The 20,221-nt window shown below is 69.1% G+C and carries 25 protein-coding genes; 13 read left to right on the top strand and 12 right to left on the bottom strand.

What is annotated here, in order from left to right:
- Position 1: 1 nt before the first annotated feature.
- On the bottom strand, positions 2-664 hold the full coding sequence (locus tag ACSQ86_RS09580) for an alpha/beta hydrolase (RefSeq protein ID WP_093102299.1): 663 nt from the start codon (positions 662-664) through the stop codon (positions 2-4).
- Between the two features lie 111 nt (positions 665-775).
- On the opposite strand from ACSQ86_RS09580, the gene ACSQ86_RS09575 reads away from it, so the two are divergent.
- Both ACSQ86_RS09575 and ACSQ86_RS09570 read left to right on the top strand, forming a co-directional pair.
- Positions 776-2,116, top strand: coding sequence for an MFS transporter (locus ACSQ86_RS09575; RefSeq protein WP_244503702.1), 1,341 nt, complete (start codon positions 776-778; stop codon positions 2,114-2,116).
- A complete protein-coding gene (locus tag ACSQ86_RS09570; RefSeq protein WP_436308801.1) occupies positions 2,082-3,200 on the top strand; it encodes a M14 family metallopeptidase in 1,119 nt (372 codons plus the stop codon). Before ACSQ86_RS09575 ends, ACSQ86_RS09570 begins: the two co-directional genes overlap by 35 nt.
- Here the strand turns inward: ACSQ86_RS09570 and ACSQ86_RS09565 are convergent.
- From ACSQ86_RS09565 to ACSQ86_RS09555, 3 genes are all read right to left on the bottom strand, one after another.
- The gene (locus ACSQ86_RS09565; RefSeq protein WP_436303465.1) at positions 3,197-3,994 is read right to left on the bottom strand and encodes an enoyl-CoA hydratase/isomerase family protein; all 798 of its coding nucleotides are present in this window, start codon (positions 3,992-3,994) and stop codon (positions 3,197-3,199) included. The two genes, ACSQ86_RS09570 and ACSQ86_RS09565, sit on opposite strands and share 4 nt — an antisense overlap.
- A gap of 14 nt (positions 3,995-4,008) precedes the next feature.
- Entirely contained in the window at positions 4,009-4,428 is a 420-nt protein-coding gene (locus ACSQ86_RS09560) for a hypothetical protein (protein WP_093102295.1), read from the bottom strand.
- An 81-nt stretch (positions 4,429-4,509) separates the two neighbouring features.
- Positions 4,510-7,458 (bottom strand): autotransporter outer membrane beta-barrel domain-containing protein, encoded by a 2,949-nt coding sequence (locus ACSQ86_RS09555; protein WP_436308800.1) that lies wholly within the window; start codon positions 7,456-7,458, stop codon positions 4,510-4,512.
- Positions 7,459-7,588: 130 nt separating this feature from the next.
- Here ACSQ86_RS09555 and ACSQ86_RS09550 point away from each other — a divergent pair, with 130 nt between their 5' ends.
- The gene (locus tag ACSQ86_RS09550) at positions 7,589-7,810 is read left to right on the top strand and encodes a hypothetical protein (protein ID WP_093102292.1); all 222 of its coding nucleotides are present in this window, start codon (positions 7,589-7,591) and stop codon (positions 7,808-7,810) included.
- On the top strand, positions 7,810-8,871 hold the full coding sequence (gene mnmH, locus ACSQ86_RS09545) for a tRNA 2-selenouridine(34) synthase MnmH (RefSeq protein WP_436308799.1): 1,062 nt from the start codon (positions 7,810-7,812) through the stop codon (positions 8,869-8,871). The genes ACSQ86_RS09550 and mnmH overlap by 1 nt, the downstream gene beginning before the upstream one ends.
- On the opposite strand, the gene ACSQ86_RS09540 is transcribed toward mnmH, so the two are convergent.
- Together ACSQ86_RS09540 and ACSQ86_RS09535 are read right to left on the bottom strand one after the other, a co-directional pair.
- Positions 8,858-9,763 (bottom strand): DUF808 domain-containing protein, encoded by a 906-nt coding sequence (locus tag ACSQ86_RS09540; protein WP_436303462.1) that lies wholly within the window; start codon positions 9,761-9,763, stop codon positions 8,858-8,860. The genes mnmH and ACSQ86_RS09540 overlap by 14 nt on opposite strands.
- 12 nt (positions 9,764-9,775) lie before the next feature.
- Entirely contained in the window at positions 9,776-10,291 is a 516-nt protein-coding gene (locus tag ACSQ86_RS09535; RefSeq protein ID WP_093102287.1) for a GNAT family N-acetyltransferase, read from the bottom strand.
- 94 nt (positions 10,292-10,385) lie between these two features.
- On the opposite strand from ACSQ86_RS09535, the gene ACSQ86_RS09530 reads away from it, so the two are divergent.
- Genes ACSQ86_RS09530 through ACSQ86_RS09520 form a run of 3 tightly spaced genes read left to right on the top strand, consistent with a single transcriptional unit; the run spans position 10,386 to position 11,067 of the window.
- The gene (locus ACSQ86_RS09530) at positions 10,386-10,532 is read left to right on the top strand and encodes a hypothetical protein (protein WP_170855465.1); all 147 of its coding nucleotides are present in this window, start codon (positions 10,386-10,388) and stop codon (positions 10,530-10,532) included.
- Positions 10,529-10,789, top strand: a complete 261-nt coding sequence (locus ACSQ86_RS09525) for a VF530 family DNA-binding protein (protein ID WP_093102286.1) — start codon at positions 10,529-10,531, stop codon at positions 10,787-10,789. Before ACSQ86_RS09530 ends, ACSQ86_RS09525 begins: the two co-directional genes overlap by 4 nt.
- Entirely contained in the window at positions 10,786-11,067 is a 282-nt protein-coding gene (locus ACSQ86_RS09520; RefSeq protein ID WP_436290680.1) for a 2Fe-2S iron-sulfur cluster-binding protein, read from the top strand. The genes ACSQ86_RS09525 and ACSQ86_RS09520 overlap by 4 nt, the downstream gene beginning before the upstream one ends.
- Here ACSQ86_RS09520 and ACSQ86_RS09515 read toward each other — a convergent pair.
- Positions 11,056-12,294, bottom strand: coding sequence for an MFS transporter (locus ACSQ86_RS09515; protein WP_436290681.1), 1,239 nt, complete (start codon positions 12,292-12,294; stop codon positions 11,056-11,058). The two genes, ACSQ86_RS09520 and ACSQ86_RS09515, sit on opposite strands and share 12 nt — an antisense overlap.
- A gap of 48 nt (positions 12,295-12,342) precedes the next feature.
- Between ACSQ86_RS09515 and ACSQ86_RS09510 the strand changes: the two genes are divergently transcribed.
- A complete protein-coding gene (locus tag ACSQ86_RS09510) occupies positions 12,343-12,984 on the top strand; it encodes an RluA family pseudouridine synthase (RefSeq protein WP_436290682.1) in 642 nt (213 codons plus the stop codon).
- A gap of 22 nt (positions 12,985-13,006) precedes the next feature.
- Here ACSQ86_RS09510 and ACSQ86_RS09505 read toward each other — a convergent pair whose 3' ends face one another.
- From ACSQ86_RS09505 to egtB, 5 genes are all read right to left on the bottom strand, one after another.
- Entirely contained in the window at positions 13,007-13,444 is a 438-nt protein-coding gene (locus ACSQ86_RS09505) for a universal stress protein (protein ID WP_093102281.1), read from the bottom strand.
- Positions 13,445-13,548: 104 nt separating this feature from the next.
- Positions 13,549-14,292, bottom strand: a complete 744-nt coding sequence (locus tag ACSQ86_RS09500; RefSeq protein ID WP_436290683.1) for a 2OG-Fe dioxygenase family protein — start codon at positions 14,290-14,292, stop codon at positions 13,549-13,551.
- A complete protein-coding gene (locus ACSQ86_RS09495; RefSeq protein ID WP_436308798.1) occupies positions 14,289-14,570 on the bottom strand; it encodes a DUF427 domain-containing protein in 282 nt (93 codons plus the stop codon). The genes ACSQ86_RS09500 and ACSQ86_RS09495 overlap by 4 nt, the downstream gene beginning before the upstream one ends.
- 37 nt (positions 14,571-14,607) lie before the next feature.
- Positions 14,608-15,594, bottom strand: coding sequence for an L-histidine N(alpha)-methyltransferase (gene egtD / locus ACSQ86_RS09490; RefSeq protein WP_436303460.1), 987 nt, complete (start codon positions 15,592-15,594; stop codon positions 14,608-14,610).
- Positions 15,594-16,844, bottom strand: coding sequence for an ergothioneine biosynthesis protein EgtB (egtB, locus tag ACSQ86_RS09485; protein WP_436308797.1), 1,251 nt, complete (start codon positions 16,842-16,844; stop codon positions 15,594-15,596). The genes egtD and egtB overlap by 1 nt, the downstream gene beginning before the upstream one ends.
- A 137-nt stretch (positions 16,845-16,981) precedes the next feature.
- On the opposite strand from egtB, the gene ACSQ86_RS09480 reads away from it, so the two are divergent.
- Genes ACSQ86_RS09480 through ACSQ86_RS09460 form a run of 5 tightly spaced genes read left to right on the top strand, consistent with a single transcriptional unit; the run spans position 16,982 to position 20,219 of the window.
- Positions 16,982-18,328, top strand: coding sequence for an NAD(P)/FAD-dependent oxidoreductase (locus tag ACSQ86_RS09480; protein ID WP_436303458.1), 1,347 nt, complete (start codon positions 16,982-16,984; stop codon positions 18,326-18,328).
- Between the two features lie 22 nt (positions 18,329-18,350).
- On the top strand, positions 18,351-18,833 hold the full coding sequence (locus ACSQ86_RS09475) for an NUDIX hydrolase (RefSeq protein ID WP_436308796.1): 483 nt from the start codon (positions 18,351-18,353) through the stop codon (positions 18,831-18,833).
- Positions 18,814-19,368: a GNAT family N-acetyltransferase gene (locus tag ACSQ86_RS09470; RefSeq protein WP_436308795.1), complete on the top strand. Its 555-nt coding sequence runs from the start codon at positions 18,814-18,816 to the stop codon at positions 19,366-19,368. Before ACSQ86_RS09475 ends, ACSQ86_RS09470 begins: the two co-directional genes overlap by 20 nt.
- Positions 19,365-19,772 carry a VOC family protein gene (locus tag ACSQ86_RS09465; RefSeq protein WP_093102268.1) on the top strand — a complete coding sequence of 136 codons (408 nt, stop codon included), beginning with the start codon at positions 19,365-19,367 and terminating at the stop codon, positions 19,770-19,772. Before ACSQ86_RS09470 ends, ACSQ86_RS09465 begins: the two co-directional genes overlap by 4 nt.
- Positions 19,773-19,799: 27 nt before the next feature.
- Positions 19,800-20,219 carry a PaaI family thioesterase gene (locus ACSQ86_RS09460; protein WP_436308794.1) on the top strand — a complete coding sequence of 140 codons (420 nt, stop codon included), beginning with the start codon at positions 19,800-19,802 and terminating at the stop codon, positions 20,217-20,219.
- Positions 20,220-20,221: the final 2 nt, after the last annotated feature.

Below are 20,221 nucleotides of genomic sequence, written 5' to 3'. Positions count from 1 at the left end.
TTCAGCCCAGCACGCGCAGCAGGAAGCGGTTGAGATCGGCGATCTCTTCCATGCACACCGAGTGCTCCATCGGGTACTCGTGCCACTCGACCGCATGGCCGAGCGCGGCCAGCGCATCGCGCGAGGCCCGGGCGCGTTCGATCTGCACCACGCCGTCGCGCGTGCCGTGGCCCAGGAAGACCGGCGTGTCGTGGTTGGCCGCATGGCGCTCGGCGGCCGTGGTCGCGGCCAGCGGCAGGTAGCCCGACAGGCCGACGATGCCGGCCAGCCGCTCGGCATGGCGCAGCCCGGTCAGGAGCGCCATCGCGCAGCCCTGCGAAAAGCCGGCGACCACGATCCGGCCGGCCGCGATGCCGCGGGCCTTCTCGTTCGCGATCAGCGCCTCGATCGCGGCCTGCGAGCGGCGCAGTCCGGCTTCGTCCTCCCGCTTCACGAGATCGGCTGCAGCGATGTCGTACCAGGCCGGCATACGGTAGCCGCCGTTGATGGTGACCGGAATCACCGGCGCATTGGGGAACACGAAGCGCACCGGCCCGACGGCCGACAGGTCGAGCTCGTTGGCGATCGGCACGAAGTCGTTGCCGTCGGCGCCGAGGCCGTGCATGAGGAGCACGGTGGCGGTGGGGTGGGGGCCGGTTTCGATTTCGATGGGGGCAAGGGACATGATGAAGGGTCTGGCTTGGGATTGGATGACGCGAGTGTGCCTTGCCTGCGGCGCTTGTCGCCATCGGCTGCTAGCATCCGGCGCGACGCGCCAACAAGAACAGGAATTCTCGTGACCTCTCCCATCACGCCGATCAGCCGGCGCAGGACCATCGTCGCCACCACCATCGGCAACGCCCTCGAGTTCTTCGATTTCACCGTCTACGGCTTCCTGGCCCTGGTGATCGGCAAGCTCTTCTTCCCGACCTTCGACAGCTACGGCCAGCTGCTGCTGACGGTGGCGAGCTTCGGCGTCGGCTTCATCATGCGGCCGCTGGGCGGCATCGTGATCGGCGCCTATGCCGATCGCGCCGGGCGCAAGAAGGCGATGACGCTGACCATCTTCCTGATGGCGCTGGGCTGCGCAATGATCGCGGTGGCGCCCACCTATGCGCAGATCGGCGTCGCGGCGCCCGTGCTCATCGTGCTGGCGCGGCTGATCCAGGGCTTCTCGGCCGGCGGCGAGGTGGGCGCGTCCACCACCCTGCTGGTCGAGCACGCCACGCCGGCCAACCGCGGCTACCTGGCGAGCTGGCAGTTCGCGAGCCAGGGCCTGGGCATCCTGCTCGGCGCCGCGGTGGTGGGCGGGCTCTCGTTCGCGCTCGGGCCGCAGGGCATGGAGAGCTGGGGCTGGCGCGTGCCCTTCGTCATCGGCATGCTGATCGCGCCGGTGGGCATGTACATCCGCCGCCATCTCGAGGAATCGCTCGACGTCAAGGCCGAGCCGGCGGCCGGTGCGGCGCCGCGCAGGAGCAGCCTCGCTGAAGTGTGCGGCGAGCACGGGAAGACCGTGCTGTCGGCCATCCTCGCCATCACCGGCGGCACCGCGGCCGCCTATGTCGTGACCTTCTACATGCCCACCTATGCGGTGCGCCAACTGGGCCTGCCGCCGACGGTGGCGCTGTTCGGCGCCGCGCTCACGGGGCTCCTGTCCTTCGGGCTCGCGCCGCTGGTGGGCCTCCTGTCCGATCGCGCCGGCCGCAAGCGACTGATCGTCTGGGGCCGCATCGCGATGATGGTGCTGATCTATCCGGGCTTTCTGTGGCTCAACCTCTCGCCCACGCCGGCCGTGCTGTTCACCGTGGTGGGCTTGCTGAGCATCGCGCTGGTGGTGCAGACCGTGCCCGCCATCACGATGCTGCCCGAGATGTTTCCCAAGCACGTGCGCGCGAGCGGCATGTCGCTGGTCTACAGCGTGGGCGTTTCGATATTCGGCGGCTTCTCGCCCTTCGTCAGCACTTGGCTGGTCAACGCCACCGGCAGCAAGCTGGCGCCGGCCTGGTATCTGCTGGGAATGACGCTGGTGTCGTTCCTCGGCCTGCTCTGGCTCAAGGACTTCACCGGCAAGGACATCGACGACGCCTCGGCCCACCGGCCGGATGCCGAGCCCTCTTCAAGGACTGCCCGTGCATAGCAGCCCTGCCGCTCGATACTTCTCCGGCACCTACGCCGAAGCCCGCCGCAAGTTCCTCGATGCCGCCGCGGCGCGCGGCGCGGCCCTCGAATCCTTCGTGCTCGAAACCCATCGCGGCGCCCTGGGCGAAACGCTGGCGACCGACACGGCCTACCTCGGCACGCCCGGCGCGGCCAGGCTCTTGATCGTCAGCTCCGGGACACACGGACCCGAGGGCTTCTGCGGCTCGGGCTGCCAGATCGCGACGCTGCACGACGACGACCTGCTCTCGCGCCTCGAGCAGGCGGGCATCGGCCTGCTGCTGGTGCACGCGGTCAATCCGCACGGCTTCTCGCACCTGCACCGCACCAATGAAGACAACATCGACCTGAACCGCAACCACATCGACTTCGATGCGCCGCTGCCGGTCAATGCGGCCTATGCGGAGGTCGAGCCCTTCGTGCTGCCGGCGACCTGGCCGCCCAGCGCCGACGACGAGGCGGCGATGGCCGCCTACATCGACAAGCACGGCATGCGCGCCTGGCGCGCCGCCGTCACGACCGGCCAGTACGTCGCGCCCGACGGCGTGTTCTATGGCGGCAAGGCGCCGTCATGGAGCAACCGCACCATGCGCGGCATCCTGCGCAAGTTCGGCGCCGCCGCGACGCACATCGGCTGGACCGACATCCACACCGGGCTCGGTCCCTACGGCCACGGCGAGAAGATCTACCCGGGCCGCCCGGACGGCCTCGCCCAGGCGCGCGCCTGGTGGGGCGCCGACGTGTTCGCGCCCTTCGACGGCCAGTCGGCCTCGGCCGACGTGTCGGGGCCGGTGGTTTCGGCCGTCTACGACGAATGCCCGCAGGCCAGCGTGGCGCCGATGGGCCTGGAGTTCGGCACCCTGCCCGACCTCGAAGTGCTGAATCGCCTGCGTGCCGACACCTGGCTGCGCAGTCACGCGCAAGCGCCGGCCGAACAGCAGCGCGCCATTCGCCAGCAGCTGCGCGACGCCTTCTATTGCGACAACGACGAGTGGAAGGGCATGGTGCTGGGCCAGGCGCGCACGGCCTTGCTGCAGACGGTGCAGGGTCTCAAGACGGCCTAGGAAAAGCGCGGCGCCCTGCGCTCGCGCAGGGAAGCGATGCCCTCGCGCACGTCGGGCCCCGCAAAGCCCATGAACTCGAGCGCCAGCGAGGCGTCGAAGCTCGGGCCGGCCAGGCGCAGCCAGTTGTTGAGCGCGTACTTGGTGAAGCGGATCGCGCTCTGGCTGCCGGCGGCCAGCTTGTCGGCGACCTCGTAGGCGCGCGGCAGCAGCTCGGCCTCTTCCACCGCGAGCGAGACCAGGCCGATGCGCTCGGCCTCCTCGCCGCTCACCGGTTCGCACAGCAGCAGGTAGTACTTGGCCTTCGCCATGCCGCACAAGAGGGGCCAGACGATCGCCGCATGGTCGCCGGCCGCGACGCCCAGCCGCGTGTGGCCGTCGACGATCTTCGCGCTCTTGCTCGCGATCGAGATGTCGGCCAGCAGGCCCGCCACCAGGCCGGCGCCCACGGCCGGCCCGTGCATCGCGCTGACGATCGGCTTGTCGCAGTTGACGAGGTTGTAGACCAGGTCGCGCGCTTCCTTCCAGACGCGCACGCGCGTGGCGTCGTCGGTGCTCATCTGCTCGACCATCGCCAGGTCGCCGCCGCCCGAGAAGCCCATGCCCTCGCCGCGCAGCACGGCGCAGCGCACCGTGTCGTCGGCCGACACGTCGCGCCAGATCTCGGCCAGCTCGCGGTGGCCGTCATGGCCCGCAGTGGGCAGCTTGCCGTTCTGCGCGCGCATCTGGATGTCGAGCACCGCGCCGCCTTCGCCGCGGCGCGTGATCGCGAGGGTCTGGTAGCGGGCGTAGTCCATGGCGCAGCCTTTCTTCAGTTGCGCGCGGCCAGCTCGCGGCAGCGCTGCAGGTTGGTGTTGAAGTTCGTGGTGAGCGTCGGCTGGCAGGTGTCGGCCGAGAGCTTGAAGCGGCACAGGCCCACGACGAGGAAATCCGTCACCGCCTCGGTGCACATCGGATAGCGCGCCAGCGCCGGGTTGGCGCGCGTCTTGAAGCCCCAGCTGTCGGAGAAGTCGAGCATGCGGCCCATCGCATCCTCGAAGTAGTCGCGGTCCTTGTTGGCGATGGCCGCATCCATCGCGGGAAGCTCGGTGCCGAGGAAGCCCATGGCGGCCGCGGGGAAGCGGTCCGCATCCTGCTGCTGAGCGGCTGCGCCCGTCGCGGCGACGGTCAGCAGAAAAGGGGCGATGGTTCGTGCGGAAGCGGCGAGGAGGCGATGGCGGATGGATCCCATGGTCGGCGGTATGGCGAGTGGTCGCGGAAGCGATATTTGAACCCAAACACCGCCACGCGCCGCCGGCGCGCGAAAACCCGCCTACCAGCGCAGCTTGACACCCACCGAACCCTGCACCGAGGACTTCACCCGGGCCTCGCCGCCGAGGGCGAAGACGCGCCCCACTTCGCCGTAGACGCTGGTGGCCGGCGTCACGGCCAGCGTGAAGCCGCCCGCCACTTCGCCCGAGCTGTAGCCGACGCCGCTGGCGATGCGCGTCGTGGCCGCCGGGCCGATGAACTCGGCCACGTCCGTGCCGCCGCTCGCGCGGTACAGGTTCGCGCGCGCATAGGGCTGCAGCCGCCCGGCGCCGGTGGCGAGTTCGCCCTTGATGCGCACGCCCAGGCGGCCGATCCAGCCGCCGTCGGCGTCCTGCCGCACAGTCGCGCCGCCGATCAGCACATCGTCGAAGCGGGCGCGCTGATAGATCAGCTGCGCCTGCGGCTCGATGCGCCAGCTTTCGGAAAGGGCGAAGGACTGGCCGGCTTCGATCGAGGCCGTCAGGCTCTCGGCCCTGCCCGATGCGTTCGGGTTGCCGTCGGGGCGCACGGTGGTTCGGTGGCGGCCGGCCTGCAGCACGGCGTCGGCATAGAGGCCGCTTGCGTCCATCCAGGTGGCGTAGCCGCCCAGGTAGCGCGATTGCAAGTCGGTGCTGCCGACGCGCCCGAGGGTGCCCCGCGCATTGCCGCTCACATCGGCGCCGCCGTCCAGGAAGCCGACGTAGAGGCCGGCGCGCCAGTTGCCGGCGGCGAGCAGATCGGTGCCGGCCTGCAGGCCGCTCACGTGGCCGCGGCTGTGCGCGCGAGCGACGCTGTCCTGGCCGATATCGAGGTCGCCGTAGACGGCACGGGCCCAGGCGCGGCGCGGCGCGTCGCCGGCCGCCGGGGCCGCCTCGTCGCCGATACGGCGGTGCAGGTTGCCCAGCATGCCGAGGTCGGCCTGGCGCAGTTGCGCCGGCAGTGCCGCGAAGAGCGGGACTTCGGCGCGGTAGGTCGGCACGGTCACCAGCGGCAGGGCCAGCTTGACGGTCGTGTCCGCGGTCGTGGTGGTGGGCGCGTCCGGATTGACAGGCGCCACCGGGGACGCAAGGGTCGTCTCGGAACGCAGGTACCAGTTCTCGCCGGCGCCCTGGACATCGGCCGCGTACAGGCGGTACTCGAAGGCGCCGGCATCGACGTGGCCATTGGCCAGCGCGAAGGCGTCGCGCGTGCGCTGAGCGGTGGTGGTGGCGCCGTTGCGCGCGCTCACCACCTCGATGCCGTTGCCGGTGGTCTGCGCGCCGAGACCGCCGAGGTTGGTGATGCGAACCGTGGTCTTGCCGCTCGCACTGGCGCCCGGGCCGCTCAGCACCAGGCGATCGCTCAGGCTGTTGCTGCCGCCGAGCACCGTGCCGAGCTTCAGCACGCCGCCGTTGCCGATGTAGGCGCCGGTCACGGTGAGCGTGCTGCCGGCGGCGGCGCTCAGCAGGTTGACGGTGCCCGAATTGCTCAGCGAGGCGATGCGCTGGTTGAAGCCTGCGGTATCGAGCGTCGCGCCGGAGGCCACGGTGTGCGCGGAAGCAGCGCTGAAGGTGTTGGCCGCGGCCGCCTTCAAGGTGCCCGCCGCGACCGTGGTCGCGCCGCTGTAGCTGCTGGCGCCCGAGAGCACCGTGGTGCCGCTGCCCACTTGGCGCAGCGCGCCGCTGCCGCTGATGGCGCCGGCGAGGTTCAGCGTGTTCGAGCGGTTCGCGATCAGCGTCGCGTTGTTGACGATGTCGCCCACCACGCTGCCGCTCGTGCCACCGTTGCCCAATTCCAGCGTGCCGGCGCTGATGGTGGTGGTGCCCGTGATCGCCTGGTCGAGTGTGAGCGTGAGCCTGCCGGCACCGGTCTTCTCGATGCCGCCCGTGCCGGACAGCAGCCCGGTGTAGCTCGCATCATCGGGCTGCGCGAAGCGCACCAGGCCGTTGTCGGTGATGGCCAGCGGCGCGAACTGCGCGCTGGTCTGCAGGATCCCGGCCGCATCCACCGTCATGCTGCCGGTGTAGCTGCTGGCGTTGGCGCCGAGGATCAGCGTGCCGCCGGCGACCCGCGTGCTGGTGATGCCCGAACCGGGCAGCGCGTTGTTGAAGGTCCAGGTGCCGCTGTCGTTCTTCACCAGCGTCTGGAAGTTCGACAGCGTCTGGGCGAAGGTGTCGGTGCCGCTGCCGTTCAGGGTCAGCAGGTTGCTGCCGCCGCCGCCGTTGATGCCGCCGGTGATCGACGAGCCGGTGTAGACGTTCAACGTGTCGTTCGCATTGGCAAAGTTCAGCGATCCGACGAGCCGCCCCTGATTGGTGAAAGCGATCGCCATCGTGCCGGCGACGCCCATGATGTTGCCCGCGCCGCCCTGGTATTCGATGACGCCGGTTTCGCCATTGATCACCGTGTTCGCGCCGTTCGACGATTCGAACCAGATGGCGGCGCCGCCGGCCTGCGAACGGATTTCGCCGTGGTTGACGATCAGGTTGCCGCTGCCGTGCGCGTTGACGGCTTCCGCGTTGTAGGCGGTGCCGTTGGACAGCAGCTTGGCGCCCTGCTCGATCGTGAGCGTGTTGCCCGAACGGAACTCGATGGTGTTGGCGCCGGTGCCGTAGTGGCCGTTGGCGCTGCCCGCCGCGTGGTTCTGCACCGTGGCATTGCGCTGGATCAGGATCGTGCCGTTGTCGCCCATGCTGATGGCGGGCAGGTCGACGGTACTGATCACCGCGTTCTGCTGCACGTCCACCGAGCCGCCGGGCGTGGCGTCGTAGCCGCCGATGACGACGAAGGTCTGCGGGGTGCCGGCGGTGCAGGTGATGGTGTTGCTGCCGCTGCTGGCGCAATCGGCGGCGGCAGTGCCGGCCAGGCCCAACAGAACCATGGCCAAGGCGGGCGCCTTCGTGCTCGACTTGCCAACGCCGCGCGCCAGTTCGGAGGCCACGGCCCAGATCCCTTGCGAGGGGCTCCAGACCACCCGGAAAACGCGGTTCATGCGCTTCTTTCTTATGAAAATGAATACTTAAGAATGTAGTTCTTAGGTTTACATGTCCTAAGGAAATAATTCACGGAATCAGCGTGGATCGCCCGAAGTTGGTGCGCAGTGCCGCCCCGTAAACTCGGGCATGGCTTCCAGATCCCCCAGAGCGCCGCGCATGCTCGAGCGCGGCCTCATGTGCATCCTCATCGGCGCGGCGGTGCTGCTCGCGCCGCACTTCCTGCAGTCGCCCGCCTGGCGCGAGACGATAGGCGGGGCTTACGTGGTCGGCTGGTTCGCGCTGGTGCTCGGCGTGGCGCTGGTCGCGGTCGACCTGTTCCAGCGCGCGAAAAAGTCCGGAGGCCGCTGATGCGCGACCCGGTGCGCGTGGGCGACCGCCAACGCTTCGACACGCTCATCGATGCGCGCTCGCCGGCCGAGTTCGCGATCGACCACATCCCCGGCGCGATCAACTGCCCGGTGCTGGACGACGAAGAGCGCCGCATAGTCGGCACGCTCTACAAGCAACAGGGCGCCTTCGAAGCGCGCCGGGTCGGCGGCGCCATGGTGGCCGCGAACATCGCCCGGCACCTGAAGGCGCAGTTCGCCGACCGGCCAGCCGACTGGAAGCCGCTCATCTATTGCTGGCGCGGCGGCCTGCGCAGCGGCTCGATGACGACCTGGCTGCGCCTCGTCGGCTGGGACGCGCAGCAGCTCGCCGGCGGCTACAAGAGCTGGCGCCGCCACGTGATCACGCAGATCGAAACCCTGTGCCCGCGGCTCGAGCTGCGCGTGCTGTGCGGCGCCACCGGCAGCGCCAAGACGCGTGTGCTGCAGGCCATGGCGGCGCAGGGCGAGCAGGTGCTCGACCTCGAAGGCTTCGCCGCCCACAAGGGCTCGCTGCTCGGCGCCCTGCCCGGCGTTCCGCAACCTTCGCAGACCGCCTTCGAGACGCGCATCGCCGAGCTGCTGGACCGCATCGATCCGCAAAAGCCGCTCTACGTCGAGGGCGAGAGCCGCCGCATCGGCCGCCTCAACGTACCCACGGCGCTGGTGGAGCGCATGCGCGCGAGCCGCGTGATCGAAATCGACGCCACGCCCGAAGCGCGCCTGGCCTACCTGCTGCGCGACTACGCCTACCTCGGCGACGACCCGGAGGCGCTTTCGCGCCAGCTCGCCATGCTGAAGGAATTGCACGGCAAGGTCGTGATCGCGCGCTGGCAGCAATGGGCCGCCGAGCGCAACCTGCCCTCGCTGTTCGCGGAGCTGACCGCGTTGCATTACGACCCGGCCTACAAGCGATCGCAGGCCAGCCATTTCGCGCGCTGGGACGAACGGCAGGTCTTGCGCGTCGACGACCTTTCGGACGAAGGCGTCGAGGCGATCGCGCGCCGCGTGGCCGCGGCCGGCCAGGAACTCAGCGCTTCTTGAGCGCTTTTTTCACGAGCTCGACCACGCCCAGCACGATCGCGCCGGCCACGATGCCGACGCCCGCATTGGCGCCCATCGAACCGAGGCCGCCGACCAGGCTGCCTGCGTTCAGCGCCCAGGCCTCGACCGCATGGCCCAGGGCCGGCACGCCGTGCACCAGGATGCCGCCGCCGACCAGGAACATGGCGGCGGTGCCGGCGATGGAGAGCGCCTTCATGAGCCAGGGCGCCGTCGCGAGGATGCCGCGGCCGAGCGCTCGCGAGCCCGCGCCTTCGCGCTGGCTCAGATAGAGCCCGGCGTCGTCGAGCTTCACGATGCCCGCCACCAGGCCGTAGACACCGACGGTCATGACCAGCGCGATGCCGACCAGCACGCTCAACTGCGTCACGAAGGGCTGGCCCTGCACCGTCCCCAGCGTGATCGCGATGATCTCCGCCGACAGGATGAAGTCGGTGCGCACCGCGCCCTTGATCTTGTCCTTCTCGGCCGCGACCACGTCAACGCCGGGGTCGGCAACCGCATGCTCGTGGCGCGCCGTGTCGGCCGCGTGTTCGTCCTTGTGCAGGAACTTGTGCGCGAGCTTTTCGCAGCCCTCGAAACACAGGAAGGCGCCGCCGATCATCAGGAGCGGCGTCACCAGCCAGGGCAGCCAGGTGCCGATGGCCAGCGCCGCCGGCACCAGGATCGCCTTGTTGATGAAGGAGCCCTTGCACACCGCCCACACCACCGGCAGCTCGCGCTCGGCCTTGACGCCCGAGACCTGCTGCGCGTTGAGCGCCAGGTCGTCGCCCAGCACGCCGGCGGTCTTCTTGGCGGCAAGCTTGGTGAGGATGGAAACGTCGTCGAGAACGGTCGCAATGTCGTCGAGCAGAAGCAGCAGACTGGTCGCCATCGTGATTTATTTTTAGACGTTGCGTTTGAGGCGGATCTCTTCGATCTTGATACCACCGATCGAGGTGGTCTTGGCGGTCTTCATCTCGCGCTTGAAGCCGGCCAGTTCGTGGAAGCGCATCGCACGGTCGTTGCGCAGCGGCACCCAGATGGTGACCAGCGTGCAGCCCTCTTCCTCGAGGCCGTCGCGCGCGGCATCCCACAGCGCGACGCCGACGCCCTTGCCCCAGTGCTCCGGCTTGACGTAGATGGCCCAGATTTCGCCGGTGGTCGAAGGTGTCTTGGCATCGCGCGAACGGTCGAAGCCGACGAAGCCCACCACCTCCTCGCCCAGCACCGCCACATGCACCTGCGGCTCGCTGAACTCGATCGCCTCGCGCCATTTCGCTTCGCGCGTGGACGGCGCCAGCGCGCGCAGCTGGTCTTCGGGCAGGATGCCCGTGTAGGCGGCCCGGGCGGCGGCGGCGTGAACTTCGGCGATGGCTTTGGCATCGCGCATGGTGGCGGGGCGAACTTCGTAGTCGGACATGGATGCGGGGGAACAAACGGTAAAGGGCCGTATTGTCGCCGCGCCGGCAGGCCCTAAACTTCCTGCTGCATTCGCATCTATCCGGAGAATCACCATGGCCAAGAGTCAACAGCGCAGCAACAAGGAAGCCAAGAAACCCAAGAAGGACAGCTCCCCGCCGAAACCGCCAGGCGCAGGCATCGAACCGGTGCGCACCATCACCACCGCGGTCATCCCGCGCGGCAAGCTCAAGAACAAGTGACGACGGCGCCGCAGCAGCCCCGCAACCCCTTGCACGGGCTCACGCTCGAGGCCATCGTGACGGCGCTGGCGGCGCACTATGGCTGGCAGGGCCTGGGCGAGCGCATCCCGCTGCGCTGCTTCACCAGCGACCCGAGCGTGGCCTCCAGCCTCAAGTTCCTGCGCAAGACGCCGTGGGCGCGCGAGAAGGTCGAAAGCCTCTACCTCTTCATGCTGCGCGAAGAGCGGCGACAGGCCTCGCGCGGCACGCCGCCATGAAGGCGCGCATCGAGCCCGGCGGGTTCGACTTCGACACCGAGCCCGGGCTCACGCTGCTGCAGTCCGCCGCTGCGGCCGGCATCGAGCTGCCGAGTTCCTGCCGCAACGGCACCTGCCGGACCTGCATCAGCAAGCTGAGGGCCGGCGAGGTGCGCTACCGCATCGAGTGGCCGGGCGTGAGCGCCGACGAGAAGGCCGAGGGCTGGATCCTGCCCTGCGTGGCCGAGCCGCTGGGCGATGTCACGCTCGACGTGCCGTACGCGTTTTCACACTTCTGACCGAACGATCCGGTCGCGCTGCGCGAGCGAGGGAAAGAGCCGGAACCAGGCGAGCGCCACCAGCACCGTGCCGACGCCGCCCGTCACCACGGAGCCCACCGGCCCCAGCAGTGCCGCGGTGGCGCCCGACTCGAACTCGCCGAGCTGGTTGCTGGCGCCGATGAAGATCGAGTTGACGGCGCTCACGCGGCCGCGCATCGCGTCCGGCGTTTCGAGCTGCACCAGCGTCTGCCGGATCACGACGTTGACCATGTCGGCGCCGCCCGAGACCGCAAGCGCGATCAGCGAGACGAGGAAGCTGCGCGAGAGGCCGAACACCACCATGCAGACGCCGAAGGCACCCACCGCCATCAGCAGCGTGCGCCCCACGTGCCGCTCGATGGGCCGGCGCGTCAGCATGATCGACATCGCCAGCGCACCGACCGCCGGCGCGCTGCGCAACAGGCCCAGGCCCCAGGGCCCCGTGTGAAGGATGTCCTTGGCGAAGATCGGCAGCAGCGCGACCGCGCCGCCGAGCAGCACCGCGAACAGGTCGAGCGAGACGGCGCCGAGCACGGGCTTGCGCTTCCAGATGAAGTCCACGCCTGCCAGCACCGTCGCCAGCGTGACCGGCTCGCGCGGCGCCGGCATGTGGTCGTAGCGCAGCTGCATCAGCAGCAGGCTGCCGACGGCGAAGAACAGCAGGCTCGCGCCGTACACCACGCCCGTGCCCGCCGCGAACAGCAGACCGCCCAGCGCCGGCCCGCCGATGATCGCGCCCTGCATGCCGGCCGAGCTGAAGGCCATCGCGCGCGGCAGCATCAGCGGTGGCACGAGCAGCGGCGTCAGCGCCTGCTGCGCCGGCATCTGGAAGGCGCGCACCGCGCCCAGCACCAGCGACAGGCCGAGCAGCAATCCGCGCGAGTCCTGATGCGTGTAGACGGCGCCGAGGAGCAGCAGCGCGACCGCGCCCTGCACCGCGAGGCAGGCGGCGACGATGCGGCCGCGATGGTGGCGATCGACGATGTGGCCCGCCAGCAACGCCAGCAGCAGCGCCGGCACGAACTGGTAGAGCCCGACCAGGCCGAGATCCCAGGCGCTGCCGGTGAGCTCGTACATGTGCCAACCGATCGCGACCAGCAGCATCTGGGCGGCGGCCGAGCCGAAGAGCCGCGCGGTCCACAGCCGCATGAAGGGCCGCTCGCGCGTGAGATCGGAAAAATTCGGCGAGGCGGCGCGGGCGGACATTGCATCGAGGATAGCTGAGCATCAAAGGCTTCTAGACTTGCTAGGCCCATGACTTCGCTGCGCGTGATCCACGAAGACCCCCATCTGCTGGTGCTCGACAAGCCCGCCGGCCTGCTGTGCGTGCCCGGGCGCGGCGAGGACAAGCAGGACTGCCTCAGTGCGCGGGCGCTGCAGCGCTGGCCCGATGCGCTGGTGGTGCACCGGCTCGACATGGCCACCAGCGGCCTGGTGCTGATGGCACGCAGCCCCGCGATGCAGCGCGCGCTCGGCGATGCCTTCGCGCAGCGGCGAATGCGCAAGCGCTATGAAGCGATCGTCGACGGGCTGCTGCCGCTCACCGACGAATGGGCGCTGATCGATGCGCCGCTGGCAGCCGATTGGCCGCGAAGGCCGCTGCAGAAGATCGATCCCGAATCAGGCAAGCCGAGCCAGACGCGATGGCGCGTGAAGCGCCAGCTGCCCGAGCGCCATGCGAGCCACCTGTGGCTGGAGCCGCTGACCGGCCGCAGCCATCAGTTGCGGGTTCATCTGCTGTCGATCGGCCACCCGATCCTCGGCGATGCGCTCTATGGCAGCGAGGAAGTGCGGCAACGCGCGCCGAGGCTGCTGCTGCACGCGAGCGCGCTCGAGTTCATGCACCCTGCCGACGGGCGAGTACGGCGTTTCGAGAGTCCGCCGCCGTTTGCCTGAAAAAAGCCTTTGCCTCCGGCCCTCAGCCCTTGACCACCAGCACGGGGACTTTCGAATCCTGCAGCACCCGCTGCGTCACGCTGCCGAGCAGCAGTTTCTCGATGCCGGAGCGCCCGTGCGAGCCCATCACGATCAGGTCGGCCGCGATCGCCTCGGCGGTATCGACGATGCCTTCGTGCACCACGTGGCCGTCGATCACGCGCTGGTCGCTGTGCAGCCCTTCCGCCGCCAGCGCCGCGACACCGCGCGCCAGCGCCGCGTTGGCGCTGCTGGTGGCGGCTGCGAGGTATTCGTTCTGGCCGAGCGCATAGTCGGCGCCCACGCCGATGAAAGGATAGTTGTCCACCACGTGGATCAGGGTGATGCGGCTGCCGAATGCCAGCGCCAGTCCGCTGGCCTTGCTGACCGCAAGCATCGACGTTTCGGATCCATCGATCGGGACCAGGATGTGATTGAACATGGCAGACCTCTTTCGTTCGCAGGGCTCGCAGGGCGAGCCGGACCCCGAATTTACATCCAGGGAGAGGGCCGGACTGTAGGACGGCTACGGTCCGGCAAGTGGCGTCAATCGCCTTGAAATGCGTCGGCTCGGCAGGTCACGACCAGCGTGTCGCGCCAGCCCGGCTGGCCTTCGACCAGCGGCTGGATCGGCGTCGACTCGTGGATCATGCGCGCGTCGTCGAGCAGGAGCAGCGTCCAGGGCTCGGTCATCGTGAAGCGTTCGCCGCGACGGCCCGCGGCCTCGAACACGCGCGTTTCGCCGCCCTTGATGTTGTGGCGCCCGATCAGCGCGACCGCCACCAGGTCGACGCCGTCGCGGTGCGCGCCCTCCGGCGTCGGCCGGCCGATGCCATCGGCGGTGTCGATGCGGAACTGGTGCGCCTCCACGTACCAGCGCTGCGTGCCGCGCAGGCCGCTCGCCACGCCGCCCAGGCCGCGCAGCAGCCGCTGCCATGCGGGCTGCGCCAACGTTCCCGCTTCCATCGGCGCGAACCAGCGCTGCATGCCGCCATGCAGCGCGTTGTATTCCACCGGCTGCCAGTGTGCGCGGTGCGGCACCTGTTCGAGCGCCGCATCCTCGACCGTGAAGCAGGCATGGCGCCGCGTGCGATAGCGGCCGCCGTCCTTCAGGTATTCGTCGGGCGGCAGTTGGTCCCAGTCGCCGTGCAACGCGTCGAATTCGGTCAGCGAGGTACCCAGCCACTCGGCCACGCCTTGCGGACTCAGGACGACGTAGCCGTCCTGGCGCAATGCGGCGACGAGTCGATCGGGCGGCGTGAACGGCGGATTGAAGAGGCCGCTGCTCACTCCGTCACCTTCACGTCCTTCCAGAAGGCGACGCGGTCCCGGACCATCTCCGCTTCGGGCTTGGGGTCGACGTAATACCAGGCGGCATCGGTGTGGAGCTCGCCGTTGACCAGCAGCGAGTAGTAGCTTGCGCTGCCCTTCCAGGGGCAGGTGGTCTTGTGGTTGCTGAAGGTCACGTGCTCGCGCTTGAGCGAGCTCATGGGGAAGTAGTGGTTGCCTTCGACGAGCACGGTGTCGTCGCTCTCGGCGATGGTGACGCCGTTCCAGGTTGCTTTCATGACAAGGTCTCCATGCCCGCAGAACGCGGGCAGCACCTTATTGTGCCGCGGGCGATTGCAGCCAGTGGACGCTGAACAGGCGCTCGGGATCGGTCCACACCGCGGCCGGCCTGAAGCCCGCCTTCACCGCGAGCGCACGCAGGCCTTCGGCGGTGAACTTGTGCGAGTTTTCGGTGTGGATGGTTTCGCCCTCGTCGAAAGCGAAACGCTGGCCGTCGAGCGTGACGGTCTGCGCGCGGCGGCTCACCAGGTGCATCTCGATGCGCCGCAGCGGCGCGTTGTAGAAGGCCGCATGCGTGAAGCCGTCGAGGTCGAAATCGGTGTCGAGCTCGGCGTTGGCGCGGCGCAGCAGGTTGAGGTTGAAGGCCGCGGTCACGCCCTGCGCATCGTTGTAGGCCGCATGCAGCAGCGCCGGGTCCTTGACCAGGTCGACGCCGAGCAGCAAGCCGCCGCCGCGCAGCAGGCGCTGGGCCAGTTGCAGGAAGGCGAGCGCTTCATCGGGACTGAAGTTGCCCAGGGTCGAGCCGGGAAAGAAGCCAACGCGCTGGCCCATGCCCTCGCCGCGCGCGGGCAGCACCAGCGGCATGGTGTAGTCGGCCACCAGGGGCTGCACCACCAGCCGCGGATAGTCGTCGCGCAGGCGTTGTGCCGCCGCTTCGAGGTGCTCGCCGGAAATATCGATCGGCACATAGCGCTTCGGCGCGTCGAGTGCGTCGAGCAAGAGCCGCACCTTGGTGAGCGAACCGGCGCCGAATTCGATGATCTCGGCCTTCGGGCCGATCTGGGCCGCGATCTCGGAGGCGCACTCGGTGAGGATGCGCAGCTCGGTGCGCGTCGGGTAGTACTCGGGCAGCTCGCAGATGCGGTCGAACAGCGCCGATCCCGCGACGTCGTAGAAGAACTTCGGCGGGATGCTGCGCGCGCCGCGGCTCAGGCCCGCGAACAGCTCGCGGCCGAAATTGGAAAGCGGCGCGGCCCGCTGCGCGGTGCGAAACGCGTGAAGGTTGAATGCAGGATTGCCCATCAGAGCTCCTTCGCGAGCCGCAGCCCCGAGAACTGCCAGCGCGCGGCCGGCGGGAAGAAGTTGCGGTAGCTGGGGCGCATGTGCCCTTCGGGCGTGGCGACGCTGCCGCCGCGCAGCACCAGCTGGCCGACCATGAACTTGCCGTTGTATTCCGCCGCGATGCCCGCGAGCGGGCGAAAGCCCGGGTATGGGTCGTAGGAAGAACGCGTCCACTGCCACACATGGCCGCTCATCTGCATGATGCCGGGCGCGTCGTGTGCGGCCTCCCATTCGAACTCGGTCGGCAGCCGCGCGCCGGCCCATTCGGCGAACGCGGCCGCTTCGTAGAAGCTCAGCTGGGCCACCGGCGCCTCGGGCTCCAGCGGCCGCACGCCGTGCAGGCCGAAGACATGCCAGCCCGCCGTCGCACCTTGGTGGGCGAGCCGCGGATCGTCGGGCGCGAGCCAGTAGGCCGGGCAGCGCCAGCCCTGGGCCTGTACCGCGGCCCAGCCGTCGGACAGCCAGAGTTCGGGCCGCTGGTAGGCGCCGTCGGCAATGAACTGCGCATAGTCGCCGCAGTTCACGAGCCGATCGGCGATGGCATAGGGCCGCAGCAGCGCCGCGTGGCGCGGCGTCTCGTTGTCGAAGGCGAAGCCTGCGCCGCCATGGCCGACCTCGACCAGGCCGCCGGACTGCGGCAGCCATTGCATCGGCGGCGGTACCGAGGCCAGCCGAAGCGCCGGCCCTGCCGCGGCCCGGTACGCGGGCAGCAGCGGGTTGCAGGACAGGGCATGCAGGATGTCGGTGACGATGAGCTCGTGGTGCTGCTGTTCGTGATGCAGCCCGAGCGTGACGATCGCCGCGATCGCATCCCAGTCCCGGCCCTCGCCCGCCGTCTCGAGCAGCGCCTCCACCGCTTCGTCGACGTGGCGGCGGTAGGCATGCACCTCATCGAGCGAAGGCCGCGTCAGGAGCCCGCGCTGCGGCCGCGGATGGCGCGGGCCCAACGCCTCGTAGTAGGAGTTGAAGAGATAGTGAAAACGCGGATCGAAGACGCGGTAGCCCGTGGCATGCGGCTGCAGCAGCACGGTCTCGAAGAACCAGGTGGTATGGGCCAGGTGCCATTTGGTCGGGCTGGCATCGGGCATCGACTGGATGCACTGGTCTTCGGCCGAGAGGGGCGCCGCGAGAGCGAGGCTTTGCGCACGCACCGCCTGGAAACGATCGCGCAACTCGTCTGCAGCAGGCGCGGCCGGCCGGATGAGATTCATGGGGTCTCCAATTTTTGGATCGAAAGGTTTTAGCCCATGGAGACAGGCGGGTGCCGTAGGACAAGCCCGCGCAGTCGAACGCGACACTTTGGCACAAGACGCTGGTGCGTGCCAGAGCCCTGCGTATCATCCGGCGGATGAGTACGACTACCCCCTCCCAGCGCCCCCGTATCGTCATCGTCGGCTGCGGATTCGGGGGCCTGGAGGCGGCGCGAAAGCTGCAAGGCGCCGATGTGGACGTCACCATCGTCGACAAGACCAACCACCACCTGTTCCAGCCGCTGCTCTACCAGGTGGCGACTGCCGGGCTGGCGGCGCCCTCGATCGCAGCGCCGGTGCGCCTCCTGTTCCGCCGCCAGCCCAACATCACCACCCTGCTCGGCGAAGTCACGCAGATCGATCCGGTTGCGCGCGAGGTGCAGCTGGCCAGCGGCACCCGCCTCGGCTGGGATCACCTGATCGTGGCCGCCGGCGCCACCCACAGCTATTTCGGCAACGACGGCTGGGCGCGAATGGCACCGGGCCTGAAGACGCTGGCCGATGCCTTCGAGATCCGCCGCCGCGTGCTGATGAGCTTCGAGGCCGCCGAGATCGAGCCCGACCCGGCGCGGCGCCGCGCGTTGCTGACCTTCGCGGTGATCGGCGCCGGCCCCACCGGCGTCGAGATGGCCGGCACGCTGGCCGAGATCGCGCGCCACACGCTGGAAGGCGAGTTCCGTCGCATCGACCCGGGCAGCGCCGAGGTGCTGCTGATCGAGGGCGGCCCGCGCGTGCTGCAGGCCATGCCCGAAAGCCTGAGCCAGCGCGCGCTGGAGCAGTTGCAGAAACTCGGCGTGCAGGTGCGCCTCAACGCCAAGGTCACGGCCATCGACGAGACCGGGCTCACGGTCGAATCGCCCTTCAGCGACGGCGGCGCCGGCACCGGCAGCCACCGCATCGACTGCCACTGCGTGATCTGGGCTGCCGGAGTGGCCGCCTCGCCGCTGGGCCGCCTGCTGGCCGCCGCGACCGGGGCCGAGACCGACCGCGCCGGCCGCGTCAAGGTGCTGCCCGACCTCAACGTGCCGGGCCATCCGGACATCAGCGTGGTCGGCGACCTCGCGGCCGCCATGAGCCACCGGCCGGGCAAGGAGCCGAAGCCGGTGCCCGGCGTCTCGCCCGGCGCCAAGCAGATGGGCCGCGCCGCGGCGGTGAACATCCTGCGCCGCATCGCGGGCAAGGAAACGGTGCCCTTCCGCTACCGCGACTACGGCAACCTCGCGACCATCGGCCGCAACTCGGCCGTGGTCGACCTCGGCACGCCCTTCGGGCCGCTGCGCTTCTCGGGCCGGCTGGCCTGGCTGTTCTGGCTGTTCGCCCACGCTTATTTCCTGATCGGCTTCCGCAATCGCATCGTGGTGCTGATGGACTGGGCCAGCGCGTACTGGAGCTTCCAGCGGCATGCGCGGGTGGTGGCGGAGGTCAGGGGCAGGGGAGAGTCCTGAGCGGACGGTTCCGCCGGCGGCCATGATCTCTTTCGACGCCGACACGCATCGCTTCAACCTGCGAGCCGCAGCGGTCGTGCTGCACGAGGGCGCTGTGCTGCTGCACCGCATCGAGGGCGATCCGTTCTGGTCGGTGCCCGGCGGACGGGTCGAGCCCGGCGAAACCGCTGCCGCCGCAGTCGTGCGCGAGCTGCAGGAAGAACTGGCGGAGACCGTGCATTGCGAACGCATGCTGTGGGTGGTGGAGAACTTCTTCAACTACCGCGGGCGGGAGCACCACGAAATCGGCCTGTACTTCCTGGCGGAGCTCTCCCCGGGTTCGCGCCTGCTCGCAGGACCCGGGCCCTTCATGGGCAGCGAGGGCGAACTCGCGTTGACCTTCGAGTGGTTCGACTGCGCAAGGCTCGGCGAACTCGATATCCGGCCGTCGTTCCTGGCGCGCGCGCTGGCGTCGCCTGCGCTTCCGTTCGAACATGTGGTCCACCATGAGCGAGAAACCGCCTGAATCCCTGTCGTTCCGGCCGCTCGAGATGACGGACCTTCCGATGCTTCACGAATGGCTGTGCCGTCCGCACGTCAGCGAATGGTGGCAGCCCTCCCCCACGCGAGCCGAGGTCGAAGAGGAGTTCGCGCCGTTGACCGACGCCGGCCGCGACACGACGCACGGCTATATCGCCCTGCTCGGAGCTCGCCCCATCGGCTTCATCCAGTGCTACGTAGTCATGGGTTCCGGCGACGGCTGGTGGGAGGAAGAAACCGACCCCTGTGCGCGCGGCATCGACCAGTTCCTTGCCAACGCGGAAGAGCTCGGAGCGGGCCTCGGCAGCGCGATGGTGCGCGCATTCGTCGACCGCCTGTTTCTGGACCCCGAGGTCAGCAAAGTGCAAACCGATCCTTCGCCGGACAACGGGCGCGCCATCCGTAGCTACGCGAAGGCCGGCTTCGTTGCGCACGGAGAAGTCATGACGCCCGACGGCCCTGCCCTGCTGATGCTGCGCACGCGATCGACCGGCGACCCATCCACCTGGAGCACACAATGATCCACATCCGCGACATCGACCACCTCGTCCTGCGCGTCATCGATCTCGACCGGATGCTTCGCTTCTACTGCGAGGTGCTCGGCTGCACGATCGAGCGGCGGCAGGATGCCATCGGCCTCGTTCAGCTCCGCGCCGGGCGCTCGCTCGTCGACCTCGTTCCGGTGGACGGCGAACTCGGCCGCGCCGGCGGTGCTGCGCCGGGCAAGGAGGGGCGCAACCTCGATCACTTCTGCTTTCGCGTCGAGCCCTTCGACGAGGCCGCCATTCGCCGCCACCTCGAAGCCCACAAGGTCGAAGCCGGCCCGCTGGCGACCCGAAACGGCGCCGAGGGCGAGGGGCCTTCCATCTATATCACCGATCCGGAGGGCAACGTGATCGAACTCAAGGGACCGCCCGACAATTGATCCTTTCCATCGAATCGCGTTCATCCCATGTTGACTCCCGAACAACTCAACCAGCGCGGCGCAGAAAACCTGCCCGGCCATCTCGGCATCGTCATCACGCACGCGAGCCTCTCGGAAGTGCGTTCCGAACTGGCCGTGAAGACATCGCTCATGGCGCCCAACGGCTACCTCCATGCGGGGAGCGTGGTCACCTTGGCCGACACCTCCTGCGGCTACGGCTGCGTCGCCAACCTGCCCGAAGGCGCGACGGGCTTCACGACCCTCGAGCTCAAGTCCAACCATCTCGGCACCGCGCGCGACGGCACCATCGAATGCACGGCAACCGCGGCCCATCTCGGCAAGACGACGCAGGTATGGGATGCCGTGGTGAAGCACCGGGAGACGGGCAAGACCATCGCCCTCTTCCGTTGTACGCAGATGGTTCTGTACGCCAAGCTGAGCGGCTGAGC

Origin of the sequence: Variovorax sp. LjRoot130, from assembly GCF_964253755.1 — a bacterium.
GTDB lineage: Bacteria > Pseudomonadota > Gammaproteobacteria > Burkholderiales > Burkholderiaceae_C > Variovorax.
Note: the sequence above shows the minus strand (reverse complement) of the source record. Positions and strands in the feature narration are given on the sequence as shown.

Bases quoted from the DNA above. Each gene is read 5' to 3' on its own strand.
- ACSQ86_RS09580 (WP_093102299.1), bottom strand. From the start codon at position 664: ATGTCCCTTGCCCCCATCGAAATCGAAACCGGCCCCCACCCCACCGCC.
- ACSQ86_RS09570 (WP_436308801.1), top strand. From the start codon at position 2,082: ATGCCGAGCCCTCTTCAAGGACTGCCCGTGCATAGCAGCCCTGCCGCT.
- ACSQ86_RS09565 (WP_436303465.1), bottom strand. From the start codon at position 3,994: ATGGACTACGCCCGCTACCAGACCCTCGCGATCACGCGCCGCGGCGAA.
- ACSQ86_RS09560 (WP_093102295.1), bottom strand. From the start codon at position 4,428: ATGGGATCCATCCGCCATCGCCTCCTCGCCGCTTCCGCACGAACCATC.
- ACSQ86_RS09555 (WP_436308800.1), bottom strand. From the start codon at position 7,458: ATGAACCGCGTTTTCCGGGTGGTCTGGAGCCCCTCGCAAGGGATCTGG.
- ACSQ86_RS09550 (WP_093102292.1), top strand. From the start codon at position 7,589: ATGGCTTCCAGATCCCCCAGAGCGCCGCGCATGCTCGAGCGCGGCCTC.
- mnmH (WP_436308799.1), top strand. From the start codon at position 7,810: ATGCGCGACCCGGTGCGCGTGGGCGACCGCCAACGCTTCGACACGCTC.
- ACSQ86_RS09540 (WP_436303462.1), bottom strand. From the start codon at position 9,763: ATGGCGACCAGTCTGCTGCTTCTGCTCGACGACATTGCGACCGTTCTC.
- ACSQ86_RS09535 (WP_093102287.1), bottom strand. From the start codon at position 10,291: ATGTCCGACTACGAAGTTCGCCCCGCCACCATGCGCGATGCCAAAGCC.
- ACSQ86_RS09530 (WP_170855465.1), top strand. From the start codon at position 10,386: ATGGCCAAGAGTCAACAGCGCAGCAACAAGGAAGCCAAGAAACCCAAG.
- ACSQ86_RS09520 (WP_436290680.1), top strand. From the start codon at position 10,786: ATGAAGGCGCGCATCGAGCCCGGCGGGTTCGACTTCGACACCGAGCCC.
- ACSQ86_RS09515 (WP_436290681.1), bottom strand. From the start codon at position 12,294: ATGTCCGCCCGCGCCGCCTCGCCGAATTTTTCCGATCTCACGCGCGAG.
- ACSQ86_RS09510 (WP_436290682.1), top strand. From the start codon at position 12,343: ATGACTTCGCTGCGCGTGATCCACGAAGACCCCCATCTGCTGGTGCTC.
- ACSQ86_RS09505 (WP_093102281.1), bottom strand. From the start codon at position 13,444: ATGTTCAATCACATCCTGGTCCCGATCGATGGATCCGAAACGTCGATG.
- ACSQ86_RS09495 (WP_436308798.1), bottom strand. From the start codon at position 14,570: ATGAAAGCAACCTGGAACGGCGTCACCATCGCCGAGAGCGACGACACC.
- egtD (WP_436303460.1), bottom strand. From the start codon at position 15,594: ATGGGCAATCCTGCATTCAACCTTCACGCGTTTCGCACCGCGCAGCGG.
- egtB (WP_436308797.1), bottom strand. From the start codon at position 16,844: ATGAATCTCATCCGGCCGGCCGCGCCTGCTGCAGACGAGTTGCGCGAT.
- ACSQ86_RS09480 (WP_436303458.1), top strand. From the start codon at position 16,982: ATGAGTACGACTACCCCCTCCCAGCGCCCCCGTATCGTCATCGTCGGC.
- ACSQ86_RS09475 (WP_436308796.1), top strand. From the start codon at position 18,351: ATGATCTCTTTCGACGCCGACACGCATCGCTTCAACCTGCGAGCCGCA.
- ACSQ86_RS09470 (WP_436308795.1), top strand. From the start codon at position 18,814: ATGAGCGAGAAACCGCCTGAATCCCTGTCGTTCCGGCCGCTCGAGATG.
- ACSQ86_RS09465 (WP_093102268.1), top strand. From the start codon at position 19,365: ATGATCCACATCCGCGACATCGACCACCTCGTCCTGCGCGTCATCGAT.
- ACSQ86_RS09460 (WP_436308794.1), top strand. From the start codon at position 19,800: ATGTTGACTCCCGAACAACTCAACCAGCGCGGCGCAGAAAACCTGCCC.